Genomic DNA, 18,471 nt, shown 5'->3' with positions numbered 1-18,471 from the left:
CTTCACCGGCGCCGCATCCGCCCCGCAGAGTGTCCGACTACCAGACGGTGACAACGAGGTTGCCGTCGCAGCAGTAGGGAGCCACGAGTGTCCATCCAGGCCCCGGTCGATGAGACCGCCCACGATGTCGGCCACGCCGACGTCGAACCCGACATGGAGGCCCTGCGCGCCGTACAGCGCTCGCCTCGCTTTCGCGCGCTGAAGCGCCGCCACCGGCTGTTCGTGCTGCCCGCCACGGGCCTGTGCCTCGCGTGGTACCTCGCCTACGTGCTCACCGCGGGCTACGCGCCCGAGGTGTTCGCCATTGCCGTCAGCGGTTCGCTGAACCTCGGCATGGTCTGGGGCCTCGCTCAGGTCGCCACCACCTTCGCCGTCACCATGCTCTACGTCTGGTACGCGAACAAGCACCTCGACCCCGCCGCTGCCGAGATCCGCGCCGAGCTTGAACCGGCGCTGGCCGCGGGCGGCGCCGCGGAGGTGGCCCGATGAGCGCCGCGATCCTCGTTAAGGCGAGCGCCGCATCCGTCTCGCCCGGAGACCCGCTGCTGAACATCGCCATCTTCGGCGCATTCGTCGCCGTCACGATGGTGATCGTCTTCCGGGCGAGCAAGAACAACGCCACCGCCAGCGACTACTACGCCGCCGGCCGCTCCTTCACGGGTGGGCAGAACGGCTCGGCGATCGCCGGCGACTACCTGTCGGCCGCATCCTTCCTCGGCATCGTCGGCGCGATCGCGATCACCGGCTACGACGGGTTCCTCTACTCGATCGGGTTCCTCGTGGCGTGGGTCGTCGCCCTGCTCGTCGTCGCCGAGCTGCTGCGCAACACCGGCAAGTTCACGATGGGCGACGTGCTCGCCTTCCGCCTGCGGCAGCGCCCCGTGCGCATCGCCGCCGCCATCTCGACCCTCGTCGTCAGCTTCTTCTACCTGCTGGCCCAGATGGCCGGGGCCGGCGGGCTCGTCTCGCTGCTGCTCGGCATCGAAGAGCGGGTCGGGCAGTCGGTCGTCATCGCCGTCGTCGGCGCGCTCATGATCCTCTACGTGCTCGTCGGCGGCATGAAGGGCACCACCTGGGTGCAGATCATCAAGGCCGTCATGCTGATCGCCGGTGCAGGCCTGATGACCGTGTGGGTGCTCGCGCTCCACGGCTTCAGCTTTACCGGGCTGCTCGACGCGGCCGTCGCGGCCACCAACAACCCGGCGATCCTCGAGCCGGGGCTGAAGTACGGGCTCAACGACGTCACCCGCCTCGACTTCCTGTCGCTCGGGCTGGCTCTCGTGCTCGGAACCGCCGCGCTGCCGCACGTGCTCATGCGCTTCTACACGGTGCCGACTGCGAAAGAAGCGCGCAAGAGCGTCGTGTGGGCGATCTGGCTGATCGGCATCTTCTACGTCTTCACGCTGGTGCTCGGCTACGGAGCCGCCGCCCTCATCGGGCCCGAGCGGATCCTCGCCGCACCCGGTGGCGTCAACTCGGCCGCACCGCTCTTGGCGTTCGAGCTCGGCGGGCCGATCCTGCTCGGCGTGATCGCGGCGGTCGCGTTCGCCACGATCCTCGCCGTCGTCGCCGGTCTCACGATCACCGCCGCCGCGTCGTTCTCGCACGACGTGTACGCCTCCGTCATTAAGAAGGGGAAGGCGTCGCCGCGCCAGGAGGTGAAGGTGGCCCGCATCACCGTCGTCGTCATCGGCCTCGTCGCCATCATCGGCGGCATCGGAGCCAACGGGCAGAACGTGGCGTTCCTCGTCGCACTCGCCTTCGCGGTGGCCGCCTCTGCCAACCTGCCGACGATCGTCTACTCGCTGTTCTGGAAGGGCTTCACCACCCGCGGCGCCCTGTGGAGCATGTACGGCGGCCTCACCAGCGCGCTCGTACTCATCGTGTTCTCGCCCGTCGTGTCCGGCAGCGAGACGTCGATGATCCCCGGCGCCGACTTCGCGATCTTCCCGCTGTCGAACCCGGGTGTGGTCTCGATTCCGCTGGCGTTCCTGCTCGGCTGGCTCGCGAGCATCCTGGAGCGTCGGGTCGAGAGCGCCGACAAGCAGACCGAAATGGAGGTGCGCTCGCTGACCGGCGTGGGCGCCGAGAAGGCGACGGCGCACTAGGCGCCTCTGCCGGCAAAGCTTCCGGGGTGGGCGGGCATGCCTGGGCCTGCCCTCCCCGGAAAACGGTTCGGGCCCCGCGCGGTGGTCGCGGGGCCCGTTTCCTGTGTGCGGCCCGCACTGCGCCTGGCCACCGGCTGCGGCCCGCGCTCTATGTCGGCACACCGTACGTATTGCAGGAGTTCAGACGGCCGGTGCCCGGATTTCAGCGCCACAGACGCGCGGGCTCAGCCCCTACTCCTGCAAAACGTAACGAGCGCATGCGATGGCGGCCGGGATGCCCGGGGTGCGCTGGCAGGGATGCGCGGCGCGGCACGCGGGTACGCCCACGGCCGCGCGCCCTACGACGGCACGCGGCGGTGGAAGATCTCGATCACGAGGTTGCCGACCAGCGACGCACCGATCGAGACGGCGGCGAGGCGCGCATCCGGCATCTCGAACTGCAGGAATTCGACGAACCAGGGCACGAAGAGAACGACGGCGAGGCCGGCGTACGAGCCCGCGATGATGAGCGACGTGAGCCACGTGAAGGGGCGGGCGAGCGTCACGAGCACCCACAGCGCGGTGAGCGTGAGCGTGATGGTCGCCGCCGTCTGAATCTGCGCCAGCGAGTAGTCGCCCGCGAACCGCGCCCAGGCGACGACCGAGATCAGCACGACGCCGACGGTGAGGCCCTTCGGCACGCAAAACCTCGCCGCCCTGGTGAGGAATCCCGGCCGGTACACGCGGGTGTTGGTCAGCAAGGCGAACACGATCGCGGGCAGGCCGATCGTCAGCCCGTCGGTGATCGAGAACTGGCGGGGCAAGAGCGGGAACTCCCACAGCAGCACGCCGAACACGACCGCGAACATGACCGCGTACGTCGTCTTCGACAGGAACAGCTTCGCCAGCCGCTCGACGTTCGCGATCACCTGGCGGCCCTCGGCGAGAATGCGCGGCAGGCGCGAGAACTGCCCGTCGAGCAGCACGAGGCGGGCGACGGCGCGGGTCGCCGCGGCCCCCGACCCCATCGCGATGCCCATGTCGGCGTACTTGAGCGCGAGGGCGTCGTTGACGCCGTCCCCCGTCATGGCGACGGTGCGGCCGAGACGCTGCAACGACAGCACCATCTGCTTCTTCTGCTCGGGAACCACGCGGCCGAACACGCGAGTGTCGGCCATGATGGCGTCGAGGGCGGCGGGGTCGCTGGGGAGTTTGCGCGCATCCATTGCTTCGCCGTCGAAGGCGACGCCCGCCTCGCGCGCGACGGCGGCGACGGTGCGCGGGTCGTCGCCCGAGATGACGCACAGCTCGACGCCCTGCTCGGCGAAGAAGCGCAGGGTCTCGGGGGCGTCGTCGCGCACCTTCTCGCGGAACGACACGATCGCGACCGGTGCGAGCCCCGCGGGCAGGGGCGGCTGCTCGCCGTCGACGACGGGGGCGAGGGGATGCTCGGTGCGCGCCAGAACGAGCACCCGCCGCCCCGCTTCGGCGAGCGCCGTCGTGCGCCCGAGGGTCTCGGCGCTGAGCGGCTCGCGCACCGAGTCGGCGAGCACGATGTCGGGGGCTCCGACCACCCAGGTGCCGGCGGCGCGCGGGTCGTCGAGCTGCAGGGCGCTCCACTTGCGGTGGGAGGAGAAGTCGATCGTCGCGACCGGCGCGGGGGCGTCGGCGGCCGGGTACGGCTCGCGCAGGGCGGCTGCCGTGGCGTTGGCCTGCGGGTCGGCGCCGACGGCGGCGAGCACGGCCCGCCAGTCGTGACCCGAGCTCGCGAGTGCCGGGTCGTCGGCGGCGAGCGCGCGGCCCACCGGTTCGACCGCGTCGAGCACGAGCTGGCCCTCGGTGAGGGTACCGGTCTTGTCGAGGCAGAGGATGTCGACGCGGGCGAGCCCCTCGACCGCGGCGAGCTCTTGGACGAGCACCTGCTTCTGCGACAGTTTCACCGCACCGACGGCGAGCGAGACGCTCGTCATGAACACGAGGCCCTGCGGAATCATGGCGATGAGCCCGGCGATCGCGCCGACGCTGGCCTCGCGCCACGTGCCGTTCGCGATCGCGGTCTCCCACCCGCCGAGCGCTTGCATCTGCCCGTTGATGGCGATCAGGCCGACGGGAATGAGCAGCCAGCTGATCCACGTGATGACGCGGGCGAGCGCCTGCCGCAGCTCAGAGTTCACGAGGCTGAACTGCTTCGCCTCGGCCGTGATTTTCGCGGCGTACGACTCGGCCCCGACGCGCACGACGCGGGCGAGCCCGCGGCCGCCGACGATGGTCGAGCCGCTGAGCAGCTCGCGGTCGATGGGGGCGTTGATCGCGTCTGCCTCGCCGGTGAGCAGCGACTCGTCGACCTCAAGCCCCTGCGCCTCGATCACGACGGCGTCGGCGGCGACCTGGTCGCCGGCGCCGAGCACGAGTACGTCATCCATGACGATGCGGGCAAGCGGGATGCTCGTGGGCACCCCATCGCGCAGCACCGTCGCGTTCGGCGCGTTCAGCACCGCGAGCCGGCTCAGCGTGAGCTTCGCGCGAAACTCCTGCCCGACGCCGATCAAGACGTTGGCGATCACGAAGACGCCGAACAGCGCATCCTGCCAGTAGCCGAGCACGAGCAGCAGGATGAAGCAGCCCCCGACCACCCCGTTGAACAGGGTGAAGAGGTTCGCTTGCATGATGCGCCAGAAAGACCGCCCGGTGCTCGACGGCATGGCGTTGCCGAGCCCGCGCGCGAACCGGTCGCGCGCTTCAGCCTCAGTGAGGCCGCGCTCGCCTGTCGGGGCGTCGGCTGGCGCGCTGAGTGTCGCACCGGCTGCGGGCGTCGTGGCGTTGTCGCTCGTCACGTCGAGAGCCTACCGGCCAAGGTAGCGGCGCGGGTGGGCGTGCGGTCGGCGCTGATCTTGCCGGGGCAGAGTGCGACGAGGCGCGGAGTCGATCCACGAGCTCCTGGCTCAGCGCCCTTCCCGACAGAGTCACGTCGTGAGTGCGCGTAGCCGTGTGAAGGCCACGCACTCAGCTGTCGTCGAGCCTGACGAGGCACAGGAGTGCCGCCTCGACACCCTGCACGATTTTCGTACAACCATATGTGCAGCACACACATTTCGCGTGTTGGCCCCGAAGTTACCTTTTCCCCCACACGCAAAGGAGCGCACATGAACACACATCGAGTGTCGATGGACATCGGCGGAACATTTACTGACGTGGTGGCGTACAACACCGCGACCGGCGAGATACAGGCGACCAAGGCGTCGACGACACCGGGTGAGCTGAGCGTCGGTGTCTTGAAAGGTCTCGAGGCGCTTGTGCCGCAGCTCGATGACATTGAGTTCCTCGTGCACGGTACGACGCAAGGACTCAATGCGTTTCTTGAGCGGCGCGGTGTGCGCGTTCTCCTGCTCGCGACTGCGGGCGCCGAAGACACCTACTTGATCGCTCGCGGGCCGCGCCTCGATCTGTACGACGCTCAATATCGAAAGCCCAAGCCCCTTCTGGAGCGAAAAGACATTATCGGCATCAATGGCAGGCTCGGCAGTCAGGGCGAGGAGGTGCGACCACTCGATGAGGTCGCGATTCGCCACGCCGCTCGCCGAGCAGAGGCCGAAGGATACGGGGCCGTTGCGGTTGCATTCCTGTTCTCCTACAAGAATCCGGATCACGAGTTGCGCGCCGCCGAAATCTTGCGGGAAGAGCTCGGTGACGATTTCACGATCTCGCTCTCGCACCAGTCGGCGAAAGAATGGCGCGAGTACGAGCGAACCTCTTCCGCAGTGGTCGAGGCCTACACAGGTCCCGTTGTGCGTAACTACCTGCTTGCCCTCGAGGAGCAGTTGGCACAGCGAGGGGTGCAGGCGCCGCTGCACATCATGCAGTCGTCGGGAGGAGTGCTGACCGCTCGCTCGGCTCGTGAGCGGCCCTTGCAGACCCTCCTCTCCGGACCGGTCGGCGGGGCGATGGGTGACGTCGAACTCGCACGGGTCTCTGATCGCAAGAGTCTCATCGGCGTTGACATGGGCGGAACCTCGTTCGACGTCTCGCTTGTGGTCGACGGTCAACCCGATGTGTCAACCGAAGCAGAGCTCGAAGGTCTGCCCATGCTCATGAGCGTCGTCAACATTCACACCGTTGGCGCCGGCGGCGGCTCCGTGGCGTGGCTGGAGGCAGGCGGGCTTCGGGTCGGGCCTCGATCGGCAGGCGCGAAGCCGGGACCCGCATGCTACGGGCGAGGCGGAACCGAACCGACAGTAACTGACGCCAACCTCGTGCTCGGCCGAGTCGACGCCGCGTGGTTTGCCGGTGGCGCCATGACGCTTGACCGCGAGGCCGCCGTGACGGCACTCAGGACAGTCGGAGAACCACTGGGTCTCGATGAGATCGCTATCGCGGAAGGTATTTGCAACGTCGCCAACGCCCAAATGGCGCAAGCTATTCGTACGATCACGATTTCACGAGGTATTGAGCCTCGCGACTTCAGCCTCGTCGCTTTCGGAGGCGCGGGCCCGATGCACGCGGTATTCCTGGCGCAGGAGCTGGGGATTCCCGAGACAGTGGTTCCGCGGTTCCCCGGGGCGTTCTCGGCGTGGGGAATGCTCCAGACGGACATTCGACGTGATTTCGCCGAGCCATATTTCTCTGCTGACGCTGATCTTGACCTCGACGATCTCTTTAGCGTCCTGACACACATGCGCACGGTGGCGCTTGACTCACTCTCATCGGAGGGGATTCCGGAAGATCGCCGATCAGCAAACTCGTCGATCGATGTCCGGTATCAAGGTCAAGAGTTTTCCTTGCATGTACCACTCGAGTCGGTTGACGAGGTTCAGCAACCCGACTTCCTCGAGAGTTTCGCGCGTCGCTTCGCCGACATGTACCAAGACCGGTACGGACACTCGACTTTCGGAGCGCCGATTGAGATCACAACACTTCGCACGCGCGCCGTAGGCAGCCTGGGGCAGCTCAAGAACCATCAACTCGCTGAGGCGACAAGCACCGAGTTCGAGCATGAAGTGCAGCCAGTGGTCTTCGAAGGAGAACCGCGACCGACAGTTGTTGTTCGTCGATCTAACCTCGCGCGCGGCCATCAGTTCGACGGGCCAGCTGTCATCGTCGAAGAGACGGCCACAACGGTCGTCCCCCCGGGGTACCGCGTCACTATCGATGAGCTCGGCTCACTCATCATTCGCCAGCACGAGAAGGAGCAATGATCATGGCCACTTCCACCATGGAAGCACTCGATCCGGTCACGGTCGAGATCATTAGGAACGCACTGACGAGCGCGGCGGATGATATGAACGCGACGCTCATTCGTTCGGCGTACTCGCCGATCATCTACGAAGGCGGCGACTGTGTCGTGGCCATTCTCGACACCCAGCATCGCGTGCTTGGGCAGTCAGCAGGGTTGCCCCTCTTCCTCGGCAACTTGGAGTACTGCTCCATCGCAGTCGAGCAACAGTTCGGCGTCGAGGTGTGGAAAGAGGGTGATATCTGGATCCTGAACGACTCCTACCTAGGCGGAACTCACCTCAATGACGTGACGATCTTCGCGCCCATCTTCACTGACGGCATGCTCGTCGGGTTCGCGGCGACTCGTGCTCACTGGATGGACATGGGCTCGAAAGACGTCGGAGGGTCGATGGACTCCGTCGATATCTTCCAAGAGGGCTTCAGGATGGGCCCGGTCAAGCTCATCGAGGGAGGCGCAGAAACCTCGGTCATTGATCTCATCAAGACGAACGTTCGTTTCCCCTATCAGACGATCGGCGACATGAATGCAATGATCGCCGCGCTCCGAATGGGCATGAACCGGATGACCGAGCTCGTCGGACGTTACGGGATCGACGTCCTCCAGGCCGCGAGCGAGGAGATCTTCCGTCAGACGGAGGTGCTTGAGCGCGAGGCTGTCGCGGCGATCCCCGACGGGATCTACGAGGCCGAGGGTGTTCTCGACAACGATGGAATCGACTTGGATCGCCCGGTACCGATCAAGCTGCGCATCACTGTGGTCGGCGACAGCATCGACTTCGACGTCACCGAGTCAGCAGATCAGACACGCGGGCCGGTGAACTGTGGCGTCGCCCAGGCCATCTCGGGGCTCCGCGTCGGCTACAAACTGTTGATTAGCCCTCACGCGAATTCCAATGGCGGCTCCTTCCGCCCCATGACCACGCAAGTACGCAGCGGTTCCGTCCTGGGAGCTGTCGCGCCCGCGGCCTGTCAATGGTATTTCTCCCACCTGGGCTTGCTTATCGACCTCGTCTCTCGGGCGTTGGCGCCCGCGCTGCCCGACAGGGTGGCAGCGGCGAGTCACGGTGACTCGATGATCATCACTGTCGCGGGCCTTGATCCCCGCGTCGGGCGTAACTTCGTGTCGATCGAGGCGACGCTCGGCGGCTGGGGTGCCTGGGAGGGATCGGATGGCGAATCCGCCCTCATCAACAACGTCAACGGTTCACTGCGGGACCTGCCGATCGAGATGATGGAGACGCGGTTCCCGCTCAGGATCACTGAGTACTCGATTCGGCCTAATTCGGGCGGTCCTGGTCGGTGGCGTGGGGGCAACGGCGTCGTGCGGGAGTACGAATTCCTTTCAGACTGCGTCGTCGGTTTGTGGTTCGAGCGATCAATCACCCCTGCCTGGGGCCTTTTCGGAGGGTGTGACTCCGCCGGCCCTGAGGTCGTCATTAATCCAGGACGCGCTGATGAAGTACGCACGCTGAAAGCCAACGCTCGGCCGATGAAAGCGGGCGATGTCGTACGCCTTGCTGTCGGTGGGGGTGGCGGCTACGGCGACCCTCAGCAGCGAGACGCTCAGGCAGTGGCCGATGACATCGCCAACGGCTACATCACTCCTGAGTTCGCTGAGTTGCACTATCCGTCCACCCCCATCACGCAAGAGAAGGACTAGATCATGAAGACACGATTTGCATCATTAGTAGCCGGGGCGCTCGGCGCCGCACTGTTCCTCTCCGGATGTTCCGGAGCTGCAGAGGCGCCGGCCCCAGCACCAGCGGCCCCAGAGTCGCCGAGTTCCGAGCAGGAGACGCTCTCGGTCGGATTCTTCGGATTTGCCGCCATCAACGGGTTCGCACAGGGCACGTTCGTTGGCGTCGAGCAGGCCGCCGCAGAGAACAATGCGACGGCTACCTTCGTCGACGGAGCTTTCGACGGCCAGGCGCAGGTTCAGCAGGTTCGTGACGCGATCACCTCGCGCCAGTTCGACGTGATTGTCATCCAGGCCAATGACAATGTGGCGCTTCAGGCCCCGCTTCAAGAAGCCGTCGACGCCGGAATTACGGTTGTTGTTGAGTTTTCGGTGGTCGGTCCCGACTTAACGACGATCGAGCCGCAGGTCGACGGCGCCATCAGCACCGTAGAGCTGCCAACTGACAATGGCGTTGCACTGGCAGAGCTGGGTATCGAAGCGTGCGCGACGGTCGAGGCGAAGCCGTGCCAGGTCGCCTACCTCGAGGGCTTCCGCGCGCTTCCGCTCGACAACGCTCGCACCGAGGCGGTAAAGGCAACGCTCGCTACCGACGACACGATTGAGCTTGTCGCCAGTGTGGAAGGCGGATACGCGGCCGACAGTGGTCGCGCTGCCTTCCAGAACGTCCTGCAGGCGAACCCTGATGTCGACGTCGTTATCGGCGCTTCGCCCGCGATCGTCGGCGCGGCCGACGTGGCAGGCGACTCGGATGTGCTGTTCATCGGTAACGGTGCCTCACAGACGAACGTCGAGTCGGTTCGCAACGGAGACTGGTTCGCGGTGTTCGTGCAGGATGTCGTTGCCAACGGCAGGAAAGCGACCGAGCTCGGACTCGCTCTCGCTCGCGGAGAAACGGTTGAGATGTCTCTCGACCAGACGACGCTTGCCCCGAACAGGGGCAGAGGAACCAAGGCCGCCCTCGACGCGGTTGACTTCACTGCCGGGTACACCGACTAGGTACGCTCAGGGAGCCGCCCACACGGGCGGCTCCCTCCCGTCGAGGAGTTCTCCATGTCTCATGCAGAGCACGACGCTGACGTCGCATCGACGTCAGTAGCGCGAATCGAGGTGCGCGGAGCCTCGAAGGCTTACGGATCGACCACCGTGCTCGACAATGTCGATCTCACCATCGGTGCGGGCGAGATCCATGCGATCTTGGGGGAAAACGGCGCGGGTAAAAGTACTCTGCTGAAAATACTGGGCGGCGCGATCGCGGCGACCTCCGGTTCGCTCCTTCTCGACGGTGAGCCCGTCGCCCTGGGCTCCCCGCGTGACGCGATTCATCACGGCATCACCCTCATCAGTCAAGAGCTCGCGGTCATTCCTCAGCGCTCGGTGCTGGAGAACGTCATGCTTGGGCGCTGGTCGCATCGGGCTGGCTTTGCACATCTCGCCGCTGATCGAGTTCGTTTTGAGGAGCTGCTCGAACAGACTGGGTTCACACTCGATCCAGATGCCATCGTTGGCGATCTCCCTCTCGGGCTTCAGCAGCAGGTAGAAATTCTCAAGGCGCTGGCGCGCGGTGCCCGGGTGCTGTGCATGGACGAGCCGACTGCCGCGCTGAACGAGGTCGAGAAAGCGCAGTTGTTGCGGGTTGTCAGAGAAATTGCCGACCGGGGCACAACAATCATCATCGTCTCCCACTTCCTCGAAGAAGTGCTCGGTCTCGCCGACCGGGTGACAGTCCTTCGCGACGGCAAGCTCATCGAGACAGGCGCGTCTTCTGCGTACACACCCACCTCGATTGTCTCGCTCATGATCGGACGCGAGGTCGACCCCATCGATCACCCTCCCGCCGAGGTGTCGTCGCTCGCGGAGATCGTCGTCGAGGTCCAGGGGCTCGAAACACGGCATGTCCACGACATCTCGTTCACACTGCGCCAAGGTGAGATCCTCGGTCTCGCCGGCCTTGTGGGCAGCGGCCGAAGCGATGTGCTGCTCGGCCTCCTCGGTGCCGAGCCGCGTCGTGCCGGCACCATCCTCATTCGGGGTGATGCGGTGAAAGAAAATTCCGTGTCATCAGCAATCGCGAGCGGAATGGCTCTGGTACCCGAGTCGCGCAAGGATCAGGGTTTACTGCTCGGTCGCTCCGTAACCGAGAACGTTGCTCTCGGCACATTGGCGAAGAGATCTTTTGGCGGCTGGGTGCGACGGCGGGAGGAGAAAGTCGCCGTCGACACCGTGTCTGTTGACGTTGACCTTCGTGGCGTTGGCCCCGACACTCTGACTGTTGACTTGTCCGGCGGGAATCAGCAAAAAGCGCTGTTTGCCCGGTGGCTACTCCATCCACCCGCGCTCCTGATGGTGGACGAGCCGACGAGGGGCGTCGACGTTGCCGCCAAAGCGCGTATCCACAGTCTCATTCGAGACCTCGCCGAACGCGGCACTGCGGTTCTCGTGGTCAGCTCTGAGCTCGATGAGGTGATCCGCCTCTCGCATCGTGTGCTTGTAATGCGGCATGGCCGCATCGTCGACGAGTTCGATCGTTCGGCACAGCCCTCTGACATCCTCACCTCCGCATTCACGAAATGAGTCTCGGATGACCGCTCTGCTCCCACCCACGTCCGAACGCTCGGACAAGCCCTGGGGCGTGAAACGCCTCCAGTCCAAACTCCGCGACTTCGGCATCGCTTTCGGCTTGCTCGCGATTGTGCTGGCGCTCTCGGTGAGTACCACCACCTTCCTCACCCCGGGAAACCTCATCAACCTCATTGATCAGGCGACCGTGGTCGGCCTCCTCGCCGTCGGCGCCACATTGTGCATCATCAGCGGGGTATTCGACTTGTCCGCGACGGCGACCCTGGCCGTCTCCGCGATCACCGGAATCTGGATCTCGCAGACATTCGGTTTCGCTGCCGGATTTATCGGTGCCATCGTGGCCGGAACTCTCTTGGGCGCCATTACAGGGCTCATCATCGTCTCCACGAAGGTCAACTCGTTCATTGGCACTTTGGCGATTAGCATCATTTATCGCGGGCTCGCCATCGTGCTCACGGCGGGCGCCATTGTGTCGCCCCCGGCCGAGATCGCCGGATCGTTCCGCATTTTTGCTGAGCGGGGGCCATTCGGTCTGACCTGGGCGTCCATCTTGTTCGGCGTCACTGTTGTCGTGTTCGGCCTCATGCTCGCAAAAACCACGTATGGGCGCCGAATCTATGCGGTGGGCGGCAACGCCGAGGCGGCGAGACTGAGCGGGATCCGTACCGGTGCCGTCAGGATCGGAGTATTCGCGATCAGCGGGGCGTGTTCGGCGCTCGCCGGACTCGTGATGATCTCGCGGGCTGGCTCGGCACAACCCGGGATGGCCACGGGCCTAGAACTGACGGCGATCGCCGCGGTCGTGATCGGTGGCACGAGCATCATGGGCGGTCAGGGTGCGGTGTGGCGGGCCTTTGTCGGAGTAATGATCCTGACGGTGATCGCCAACGGGTTCAATCTGCTCCAGTGGGACACGACCTATCAGCAGGTTGTCACAGGGGCTCTGATTCTCATCGCTATCGCGGCCGATAGCCTGTTCTTCAAGAAGCGAAACTCTTGAGCTAGGTGCTCTTACTATGCCGCGATCACCGTTGACCTTGCAGGCCGTGGTTTGACGTGCGCGCGGGAATCCGACTCGAGAAAGACCGGTGCTCGGTTGTCGCCGTCGACGGCGACGGAGAAGTTGCCGGGGAGTATTCGCATTCCATCAGTCAAGAAGATCCATTCCCCGAGTTGCTCGACTGGATCGCGCACCGGTCGGCCGCCGAGATCCGCTCGGTCACCGTCGATCTCGGAGGCCTCCTCGCGATGGAGCGGGAGCGGCAGGTCGTCGCCGTCAGGATCAGTCCTCGTCCGGCCGCCGATCCGCTACATGAGCTGCCGGTGCCTCACGATCTGCGCGGTAGTCGACTCACGGTCATCGATGTGGCGGGCGGACACGATATGCGTGGCCGGCCCCTTATGGACCTCGATGTGGGGGCACTAGCCGCAGCGCTCAGCGGCTATCCATCGGAGACCGAGCTCGTCGCGTCCGTGACGGCAGTTGGGTCGGTGGCGAATCCGGAGCATGAGCAGCAGGCCGCTGACGCGCTCTTGTCTGCATTTCCCTTCGCTCGGGTGACGCTTTCGAACGAATTCTTCTCGAACTCCTTTCGCGATCGTGACTACACCGCGGCCGTGAATGCGTGTCTCGTCTCCTCAGGAGATCAACTTGCAGCACAAATAGAACAGGCCGCGCGGGCGCACCTTCCGGGAGCGCTCGTCTATTTCGCCGTGAGCGACGGGGGGCGCGTTCCTATTCGTCGATTGGGGGCAACGCCAGTTCAGGCCCTACACGCCAGCCCAGCACTCGGTTTGATGGGTGCTCGACATCTGGCCGGCGTCAATGAGGGCGAAGTGGTCATCGTGGATGACGCGGGTGTTCGGGCCGGTCGTGTCCATGAAGGCGTCCCGGCTACACACACAGTCATTCGACGTGGTCGCGAGCCCGCTCTCGCGTGCAATGCTGCGCGCATCGACCCGTATTCGCCGTCGCTCCTCGGTGAACCGGAGAGGCCAGCGGCGGTTATCGATTCTCGATCGAGCGACAAGGTGTTGCTGCGCAGCGATCTCGAGTCGACGGTGCGCACACGTGTCGACCTGACCGCGCTCGGAGCCGCTATCGCACCGCTCAGCGCATGGTCCGACTTCCTGGGTCATGCGTCCGCCACAGATGAACTTGACGGCTGGCTGCGAGCGACACAGGAAGATCTTCGGTCGCAGATTGTGCACTGGGGAGCAGCCCCCGAGTCGACACGAGTGGTTGAGTCAACCGCGTACACCTTGGCGTACGGCAGTCGCCATGTCGTTCGCATTCGCGCTCGGGTCATCGGGGATTGGGTGGAAACCACTGCTCGAGCGGGAGCGACAACATGAAGGCGTTGTCACCGGAAGATGTCGACCGCGTTGCGCTGGGCGCTCAATTTCTCGCGTGCTCGATCGATCCGACGACAATGTTGATGTACGCGGACATGACCCGGAATGCGATGACTTCTCGCTCTCTGATGCTCGCTTCTCTAGACGATCTTGCACCAGATGACCTTGTCGTCGCCGTCGGACTCGTCTCTCAGGGATTGCTGATGGCCGAAATGCCGCCGTGTGGCGACGAAATGCTGGGTTGTCTCGCGGCGGTCGAACGCGCGATCGGACGTCGAGCCGCTGCGATCTTTCCTCTGGCCGCCGCGAACTTGAACGCGATCGTCCCCATGTTGACGGCCTTGCAGGCCGGCATTCCGGTTGTGGATGCGGATCCCATGGGACGGGTGTTTCCGTTGATCAGCCAGACGACCCTGAACGCTGCCGGCGTAAACATCGGGCCGGTTGCGTTGATGGGAGCCAACGGAGAGCGGATCCTCATAGAGGTGGGCAATGCGCGCCGCGCGGAAGCCCTCGTGCGGGCGGCAACGGAGGAACTGGGCGGATGGGCGGCTTCAGCAATGTATCCCTGCACGGCCTCTCAACTGCGCGAGCACGGCGTCATTGGGTCGGCCTCTCGCATGATCACCCTGGGCCAGATCCTCGACAGTGGCGAACCGCTTGCCGCGAAGTATCGAAAGCTCTCGGATGAGGTCGGGACATCACGTGTCGCGCGCGCACAAGTTGCATATGTGGAAAGTTCGTTCGGGCCTTCTGATGTTGCCCTTCCTGCCCAACCCTCAAGCGTCACGCTCACGGACGACGGAAACGGTCGCATCGTTCGCATCGAGATCCAAAACGAGATACTCATGGTGCTCGTCGACGGTGCTGTCGCTGCCGCCGTGCCCGACATCATTACCCTCATCGACCCAGAGAAAGCGTCGGTCGTCAGCCTCGACGACGTGCGCGTAGGCGATGTCTTGGATGTCTTGAAGACGCCTGCTGACCCGAAATGGTACGAATCGGATGGCCTAGCGCTCGTCGGCCCCGCTGCTTTCGGGCTCAATTTCACGGAGACGAAACAGTGACAGCGCCGCACTCTCCGCGAAAACTTGACGTTGCCGCGGCCATTGAGCGGGGAGCACTCTCGCGAACCGTCACCATCCACCGTGCGGCAGAGAATCCGACGATTGATTCCATTGCCCTGATCTCGAGGCCGGATCAAGCGCGCAGAGTGTCTCCGCGAACGGCCGTGATCGTGGCGTCGGGTGCAGAGACAAGTGGCTGGTTGGTCTCGGCTGTCTTGCGTCTTGCATGGGAGCGGCGAGCAAGTCTTGTCGTTGCTGCCGGGCAGCACTCGGAGTCGGTCGTGCTTCTCGCGCGACGCCTCGATATCACGCTCTTGAGCACAGCGGACGACCCTACCAACGTGGCTCTCGCGCTTTCAGCGGATATCGGTGCGGCAAACGCTGCGATCGAGTCGCAGCTCATCGCTTTGCTGCGAACCGTAGGTGAGCAAACGACCGTAGATGAGATTCTGCGTGTTGCAGCCGCCGAGTTGCGCTTATGTCTAGAACTGCGGCTTGGAGAGATCACTATCGCGACTGTGGGTGAGCGCGAAAGCCAGGGTCTCACCATGGTCGGGCCGCTCACCATCAGCGATTCGGCATCCGGATCGGTCACCCTTTGGGCTACCGCTGGCAAGAACGAAGACTTCGTCACGACTGCACTGACACTCATTCTGCCGCTGATTCGGGCAGCGTGGTTCGAGTCAGGAGCCTTGGACCTCGCCGATGTGCTCTCGGCCGTTGCTGCCATCGACGAAGCAGCAATGCCCGACAACCTTGCTCTGCAGACGGTGATGCCCCGTCTCGGATGGCGGGATGGTGATGCGCACGCCGTTGTCTTCCTCGCCGCACCGGGGAAGCGCCCGACACGCACGATGTCGAACGTCGTCCGCCTGCTGTGGCGTAGGGCTGCGATAAACAGGTCATTAGTGGACACTGCCGACGGCTGGATCTCTGTTGTGTCTCTCGGCGAGGATGACGACACGTCGCGTGTCTCCCGCGAACTCGGAGCGGCACTTGCGACCAGTCTGGGCGAGCTGGGAATCGGTATCGGCCTATCACGGGCGTATGATTCGCCGGGCAATCTGCAGGAGCAAGTTGCCGAGGCTCGAATAGCCTCCCGGACTGCGTGGGCAGCGGGGGCGGAAGGTGTCGGCTCGTTCGAAGAGCTCACCCTGCAAGCAATCGACTACCTGTTCGACCCAAGCGATGCGATCACGGTCGCTCAGCTAGTTGTGCCTGAGTTCTGTCGTGCGAATGATCGGGATCGTCTGGTCATGAGCGTGCGCGCTTTCTTGGACGAGGGTTCGGTTGTTGCCGCAGCCGCCCGCCTCTCACTGCATCGCAACACAATGACAGCGCGACTGGACCGGGCGCGCGCGCTCGGGCTTCCCGTTGGTGACCCTCGGCAGTCCTTCTCTGTCGAGGCCATCATTCGCGCCTTTCTCCCCCGTGACCACGAGGGTCCCGGCATCGAACCTCTGACGCGCACGACGTCGAAAGGATTGTCATGACATCTCTCACTCTGGCCGAAGCGCACCAGCGCGCGACGGTGAACCCGGGCGTGATCCTCTTTACCGGCTCTGTCATCGCGGACGGCGCCTCCAGCATGGCGCGGATCTATTCCAGTGATGAGGCGGTGTATCCCGTGGGTGGCCGCAAGCTAATCGACGGCCAAGTGTCGCCCATGTGGTTCGAACGCGTTGTGCAAGGCGGGCTGCCCTTCTTCGGGCCTGACCGCGCGTCGGTCCGCGAATTCTTCTTCGACTCGACTGTCATCGAGTCGTTGGGATGCGGTGCCATCATCAATGTGCCGGTGAGAGATGAGGGAATCACCATCGGGTCTCTCAATTTTCTTGACCGTGAGGGGGCATACACCGACGAATCGGTCGCCGCCGCTGTGGCCATCGCTGCCCAACTCGTACCCGCATTTCGGGATGCCAAGCTGAATTTGTGAGTCGTTGATTGGGCGCACCGCACACCGGTGCTCGCGTCCGTGCTGGCACCGTGGTGTCATGCAATCACCGACGAATGCACCTAGCCCTCCGAATACCCCCGACGGCGACTCACTCGCGCTTACGCAGGTCCTCACGTCGCAGATCATCATCCTCGGATACGACTGAGTGATGTCGACAACGAAAGATGCGCCCTCTCTGAGGACGACAGGGTCGTCACCGCCTCGGGAGCCGTGGACGGTCCGTGACTATCGGCCTGACCACCTTGAGGGAGTGGTTCGAGTTTGGCGTGAATGGACGTCCGATCAGCGGAACCCTGTGTACACGTTGGCTGAGACCGTTTCAGCCTGTGACGACGGGGTCGGAGTCGTTGTAACGGATGGTGGCAGGGTCATCGGAGCGGCAGTCGCGCGAGTCGACGGGGAGAGAGCCTGGATCCTCTTGTTCGCGCAGGATCCCGCCGTGCGCGATCAAGGTCTCGGGAGCGCCCTACTGACCGGGCTCGAAGCGCGTCTTGCAACGCGCAACGTGTTTCGCCTGTCGGCCTTGCTGCCCCAGTCGGAGAACAGGCTCAAGGCATTTCGCAACAGCGACTACACGGGCGAGATACCCCTGTGGTACTTCGACCGTCAGGTACCGGTGCATCGTTCCAGTCTCGAGTCACTTACGTCCCTTGGTGGGTCACTTCTCCCACGGGATCTGTGGATGCGGCTCGCAGGAATGGCTGACGAGAAGGCGCTCATCGAAAGCCGGCTCATCGACCCGCTTGCACACGCTGATCTGGCTGAGGAGTGCGGCGTGCACCCGCCGCGAGCAGTTGTCCTGTTTGGCCCCCCCGGTACGGGGAAGACGTCATTTGCGCGAGCGATCGCCAGTCGACTGGGGTGGCCCTTCGTCGAACTCCACCCCTCACGGTTGGCGAGCGACGTCGCCGGACTCGCCGGGGCACTGCGCGCCCGATTTCTCGAGATCGCGGAGCTTGAGCACGCCGTTGTGTTCATCGATGAAGTGGACGAGGTCGCCGCACGACGCGATGCGGCACGCCCGACGCAGTCGCACAGCGTGACGAATGAGTTGCTCAAGTCGATCCCAGCATTTCGCGAACGCGAGGGACGTCTGTTGATCTGTGCCACCAACTTCATACGTCATCTTGACGACGCGCTGCTACGGCACGGTCGCTTTGACTACGTCATTCCTATCGGGCTTCCGGATATGGAGGCTCGAAAAGCCATGTGGCGCCGTTACCTGCCGAAGGGTGCCGCTCACATCGACGTCGATGTGCTGGCGCAGAGTAGCGAGCGATTCTCGCCCGCAGACATCGAGTTCGCTGCTCGAAAGGCCGCGCAACGAGCGTTCGACGCTGCCATGCAGTGCGACGGCTCGACAGGGCAACGGGTAGCGCCGCAGACAGCTGCCTATGTGGACGCGATCCGGCACACTCGACCGACAGTGTCGGAGACGACGCTCGCTGAATTTCAGGCGGACATTCGCTCGTACGCCCGAACCTGACATCACTACAT

The 18,471-nt window shown here is 64.3% G+C and carries 13 protein-coding genes; 12 read left to right on the top strand and 1 reads right to left on the bottom strand.

Annotation, left to right across the window (positions count from 1 at the left end; translation table 11 throughout):
* Nucleotides 1-87: 87 nt before the first annotated feature.
* Nucleotides 88-489, top strand: coding sequence for a DUF485 domain-containing protein (locus tag CPY97_RS00275; protein WP_231923974.1), 402 nt, complete (start codon nt 88-90; stop codon nt 487-489).
* Nucleotides 486-2,108: a cation acetate symporter gene (locus CPY97_RS00270; RefSeq protein ID WP_096419827.1), complete on the top strand. Its 1,623-nt coding sequence runs from the start codon at nt 486-488 to the stop codon at nt 2,106-2,108. The genes CPY97_RS00275 and CPY97_RS00270 overlap by 4 nt, the downstream gene beginning before the upstream one ends.
* Nucleotides 2,109-2,446: 338 nt before the next feature.
* On the opposite strand, the gene CPY97_RS00265 is transcribed toward CPY97_RS00270, so the two are convergent.
* Nucleotides 2,447-4,921: an HAD-IC family P-type ATPase gene (locus CPY97_RS00265; RefSeq protein ID WP_231923973.1), complete on the bottom strand. Its 2,475-nt coding sequence runs from the start codon at nt 4,919-4,921 to the stop codon at nt 2,447-2,449.
* 309 nt (nt 4,922-5,230) lie between these two features.
* Here CPY97_RS00265 and CPY97_RS00260 point away from each other — a divergent pair, with 309 nt between their 5' ends.
* From CPY97_RS00260 to CPY97_RS00215, 10 genes are all read left to right on the top strand, one after another.
* Nucleotides 5,231-7,279, top strand: coding sequence for a hydantoinase/oxoprolinase family protein (locus tag CPY97_RS00260; protein WP_096419825.1), 2,049 nt, complete (start codon nt 5,231-5,233; stop codon nt 7,277-7,279).
* Nucleotides 7,280-7,281: 2 nt separating this feature from the next.
* Nucleotides 7,282-8,979 carry a hydantoinase B/oxoprolinase family protein gene (locus tag CPY97_RS00255; RefSeq protein ID WP_096423227.1) on the top strand — a complete coding sequence of 566 codons (1,698 nt, stop codon included), beginning with the start codon at nt 7,282-7,284 and terminating at the stop codon, nt 8,977-8,979.
* Nucleotides 8,980-8,982: 3 nt separating this feature from the next.
* Nucleotides 8,983-10,014, top strand: a complete 1,032-nt coding sequence (locus CPY97_RS00250) for a sugar ABC transporter substrate-binding protein (RefSeq protein ID WP_096419823.1) — start codon at nt 8,983-8,985, stop codon at nt 10,012-10,014.
* Between the two features lie 54 nt (nt 10,015-10,068).
* The gene (locus CPY97_RS00245) at nt 10,069-11,589 is read left to right on the top strand and encodes a sugar ABC transporter ATP-binding protein (RefSeq protein ID WP_096419821.1); all 1,521 of its coding nucleotides are present in this window, start codon (nt 10,069-10,071) and stop codon (nt 11,587-11,589) included.
* Entirely contained in the window at nt 11,516-12,595 is a 1,080-nt protein-coding gene (locus CPY97_RS00240) for an ABC transporter permease (protein ID WP_231923972.1), read from the top strand. Before CPY97_RS00245 ends, CPY97_RS00240 begins: the two co-directional genes overlap by 74 nt.
* Before the next feature lie 56 nt (nt 12,596-12,651).
* Nucleotides 12,652-13,950, top strand: a complete 1,299-nt coding sequence (locus CPY97_RS13210) for a hydantoinase/oxoprolinase family protein (RefSeq protein ID WP_150129144.1) — start codon at nt 12,652-12,654, stop codon at nt 13,948-13,950.
* Entirely contained in the window at nt 13,947-15,017 is a 1,071-nt protein-coding gene (locus tag CPY97_RS00230; RefSeq protein ID WP_096419815.1) for a DUF917 domain-containing protein, read from the top strand. The genes CPY97_RS13210 and CPY97_RS00230 overlap by 4 nt, the downstream gene beginning before the upstream one ends.
* Before the next feature lie 341 nt (nt 15,018-15,358).
* Nucleotides 15,359-16,510: a helix-turn-helix domain-containing protein gene (locus CPY97_RS00225; RefSeq protein ID WP_161494027.1), complete on the top strand. Its 1,152-nt coding sequence runs from the start codon at nt 15,359-15,361 to the stop codon at nt 16,508-16,510.
* Entirely contained in the window at nt 16,507-16,953 is a 447-nt protein-coding gene (locus CPY97_RS00220) for a hypothetical protein (RefSeq protein WP_096419811.1), read from the top strand. Before CPY97_RS00225 ends, CPY97_RS00220 begins: the two co-directional genes overlap by 4 nt.
* 169 nt (nt 16,954-17,122) lie before the next feature.
* Nucleotides 17,123-18,460 carry a GNAT family N-acetyltransferase gene (locus tag CPY97_RS00215; protein WP_096419809.1) on the top strand — a complete coding sequence of 446 codons (1,338 nt, stop codon included), beginning with the start codon at nt 17,123-17,125 and terminating at the stop codon, nt 18,458-18,460.
* Nucleotides 18,461-18,471: the final 11 nt, after the last annotated feature.

It is taken from the genome of Microcella alkaliphila (assembly GCF_002355395.1).
In the GTDB taxonomy this organism is placed as follows: Bacteria; Actinomycetota; Actinomycetes; order Actinomycetales; family Microbacteriaceae; genus Microcella; species Microcella alkaliphila_A.
The sequence above is the reverse complement of the archived record's forward strand: the minus strand, read 5'-3'. Positions and strand labels throughout refer to the sequence as shown.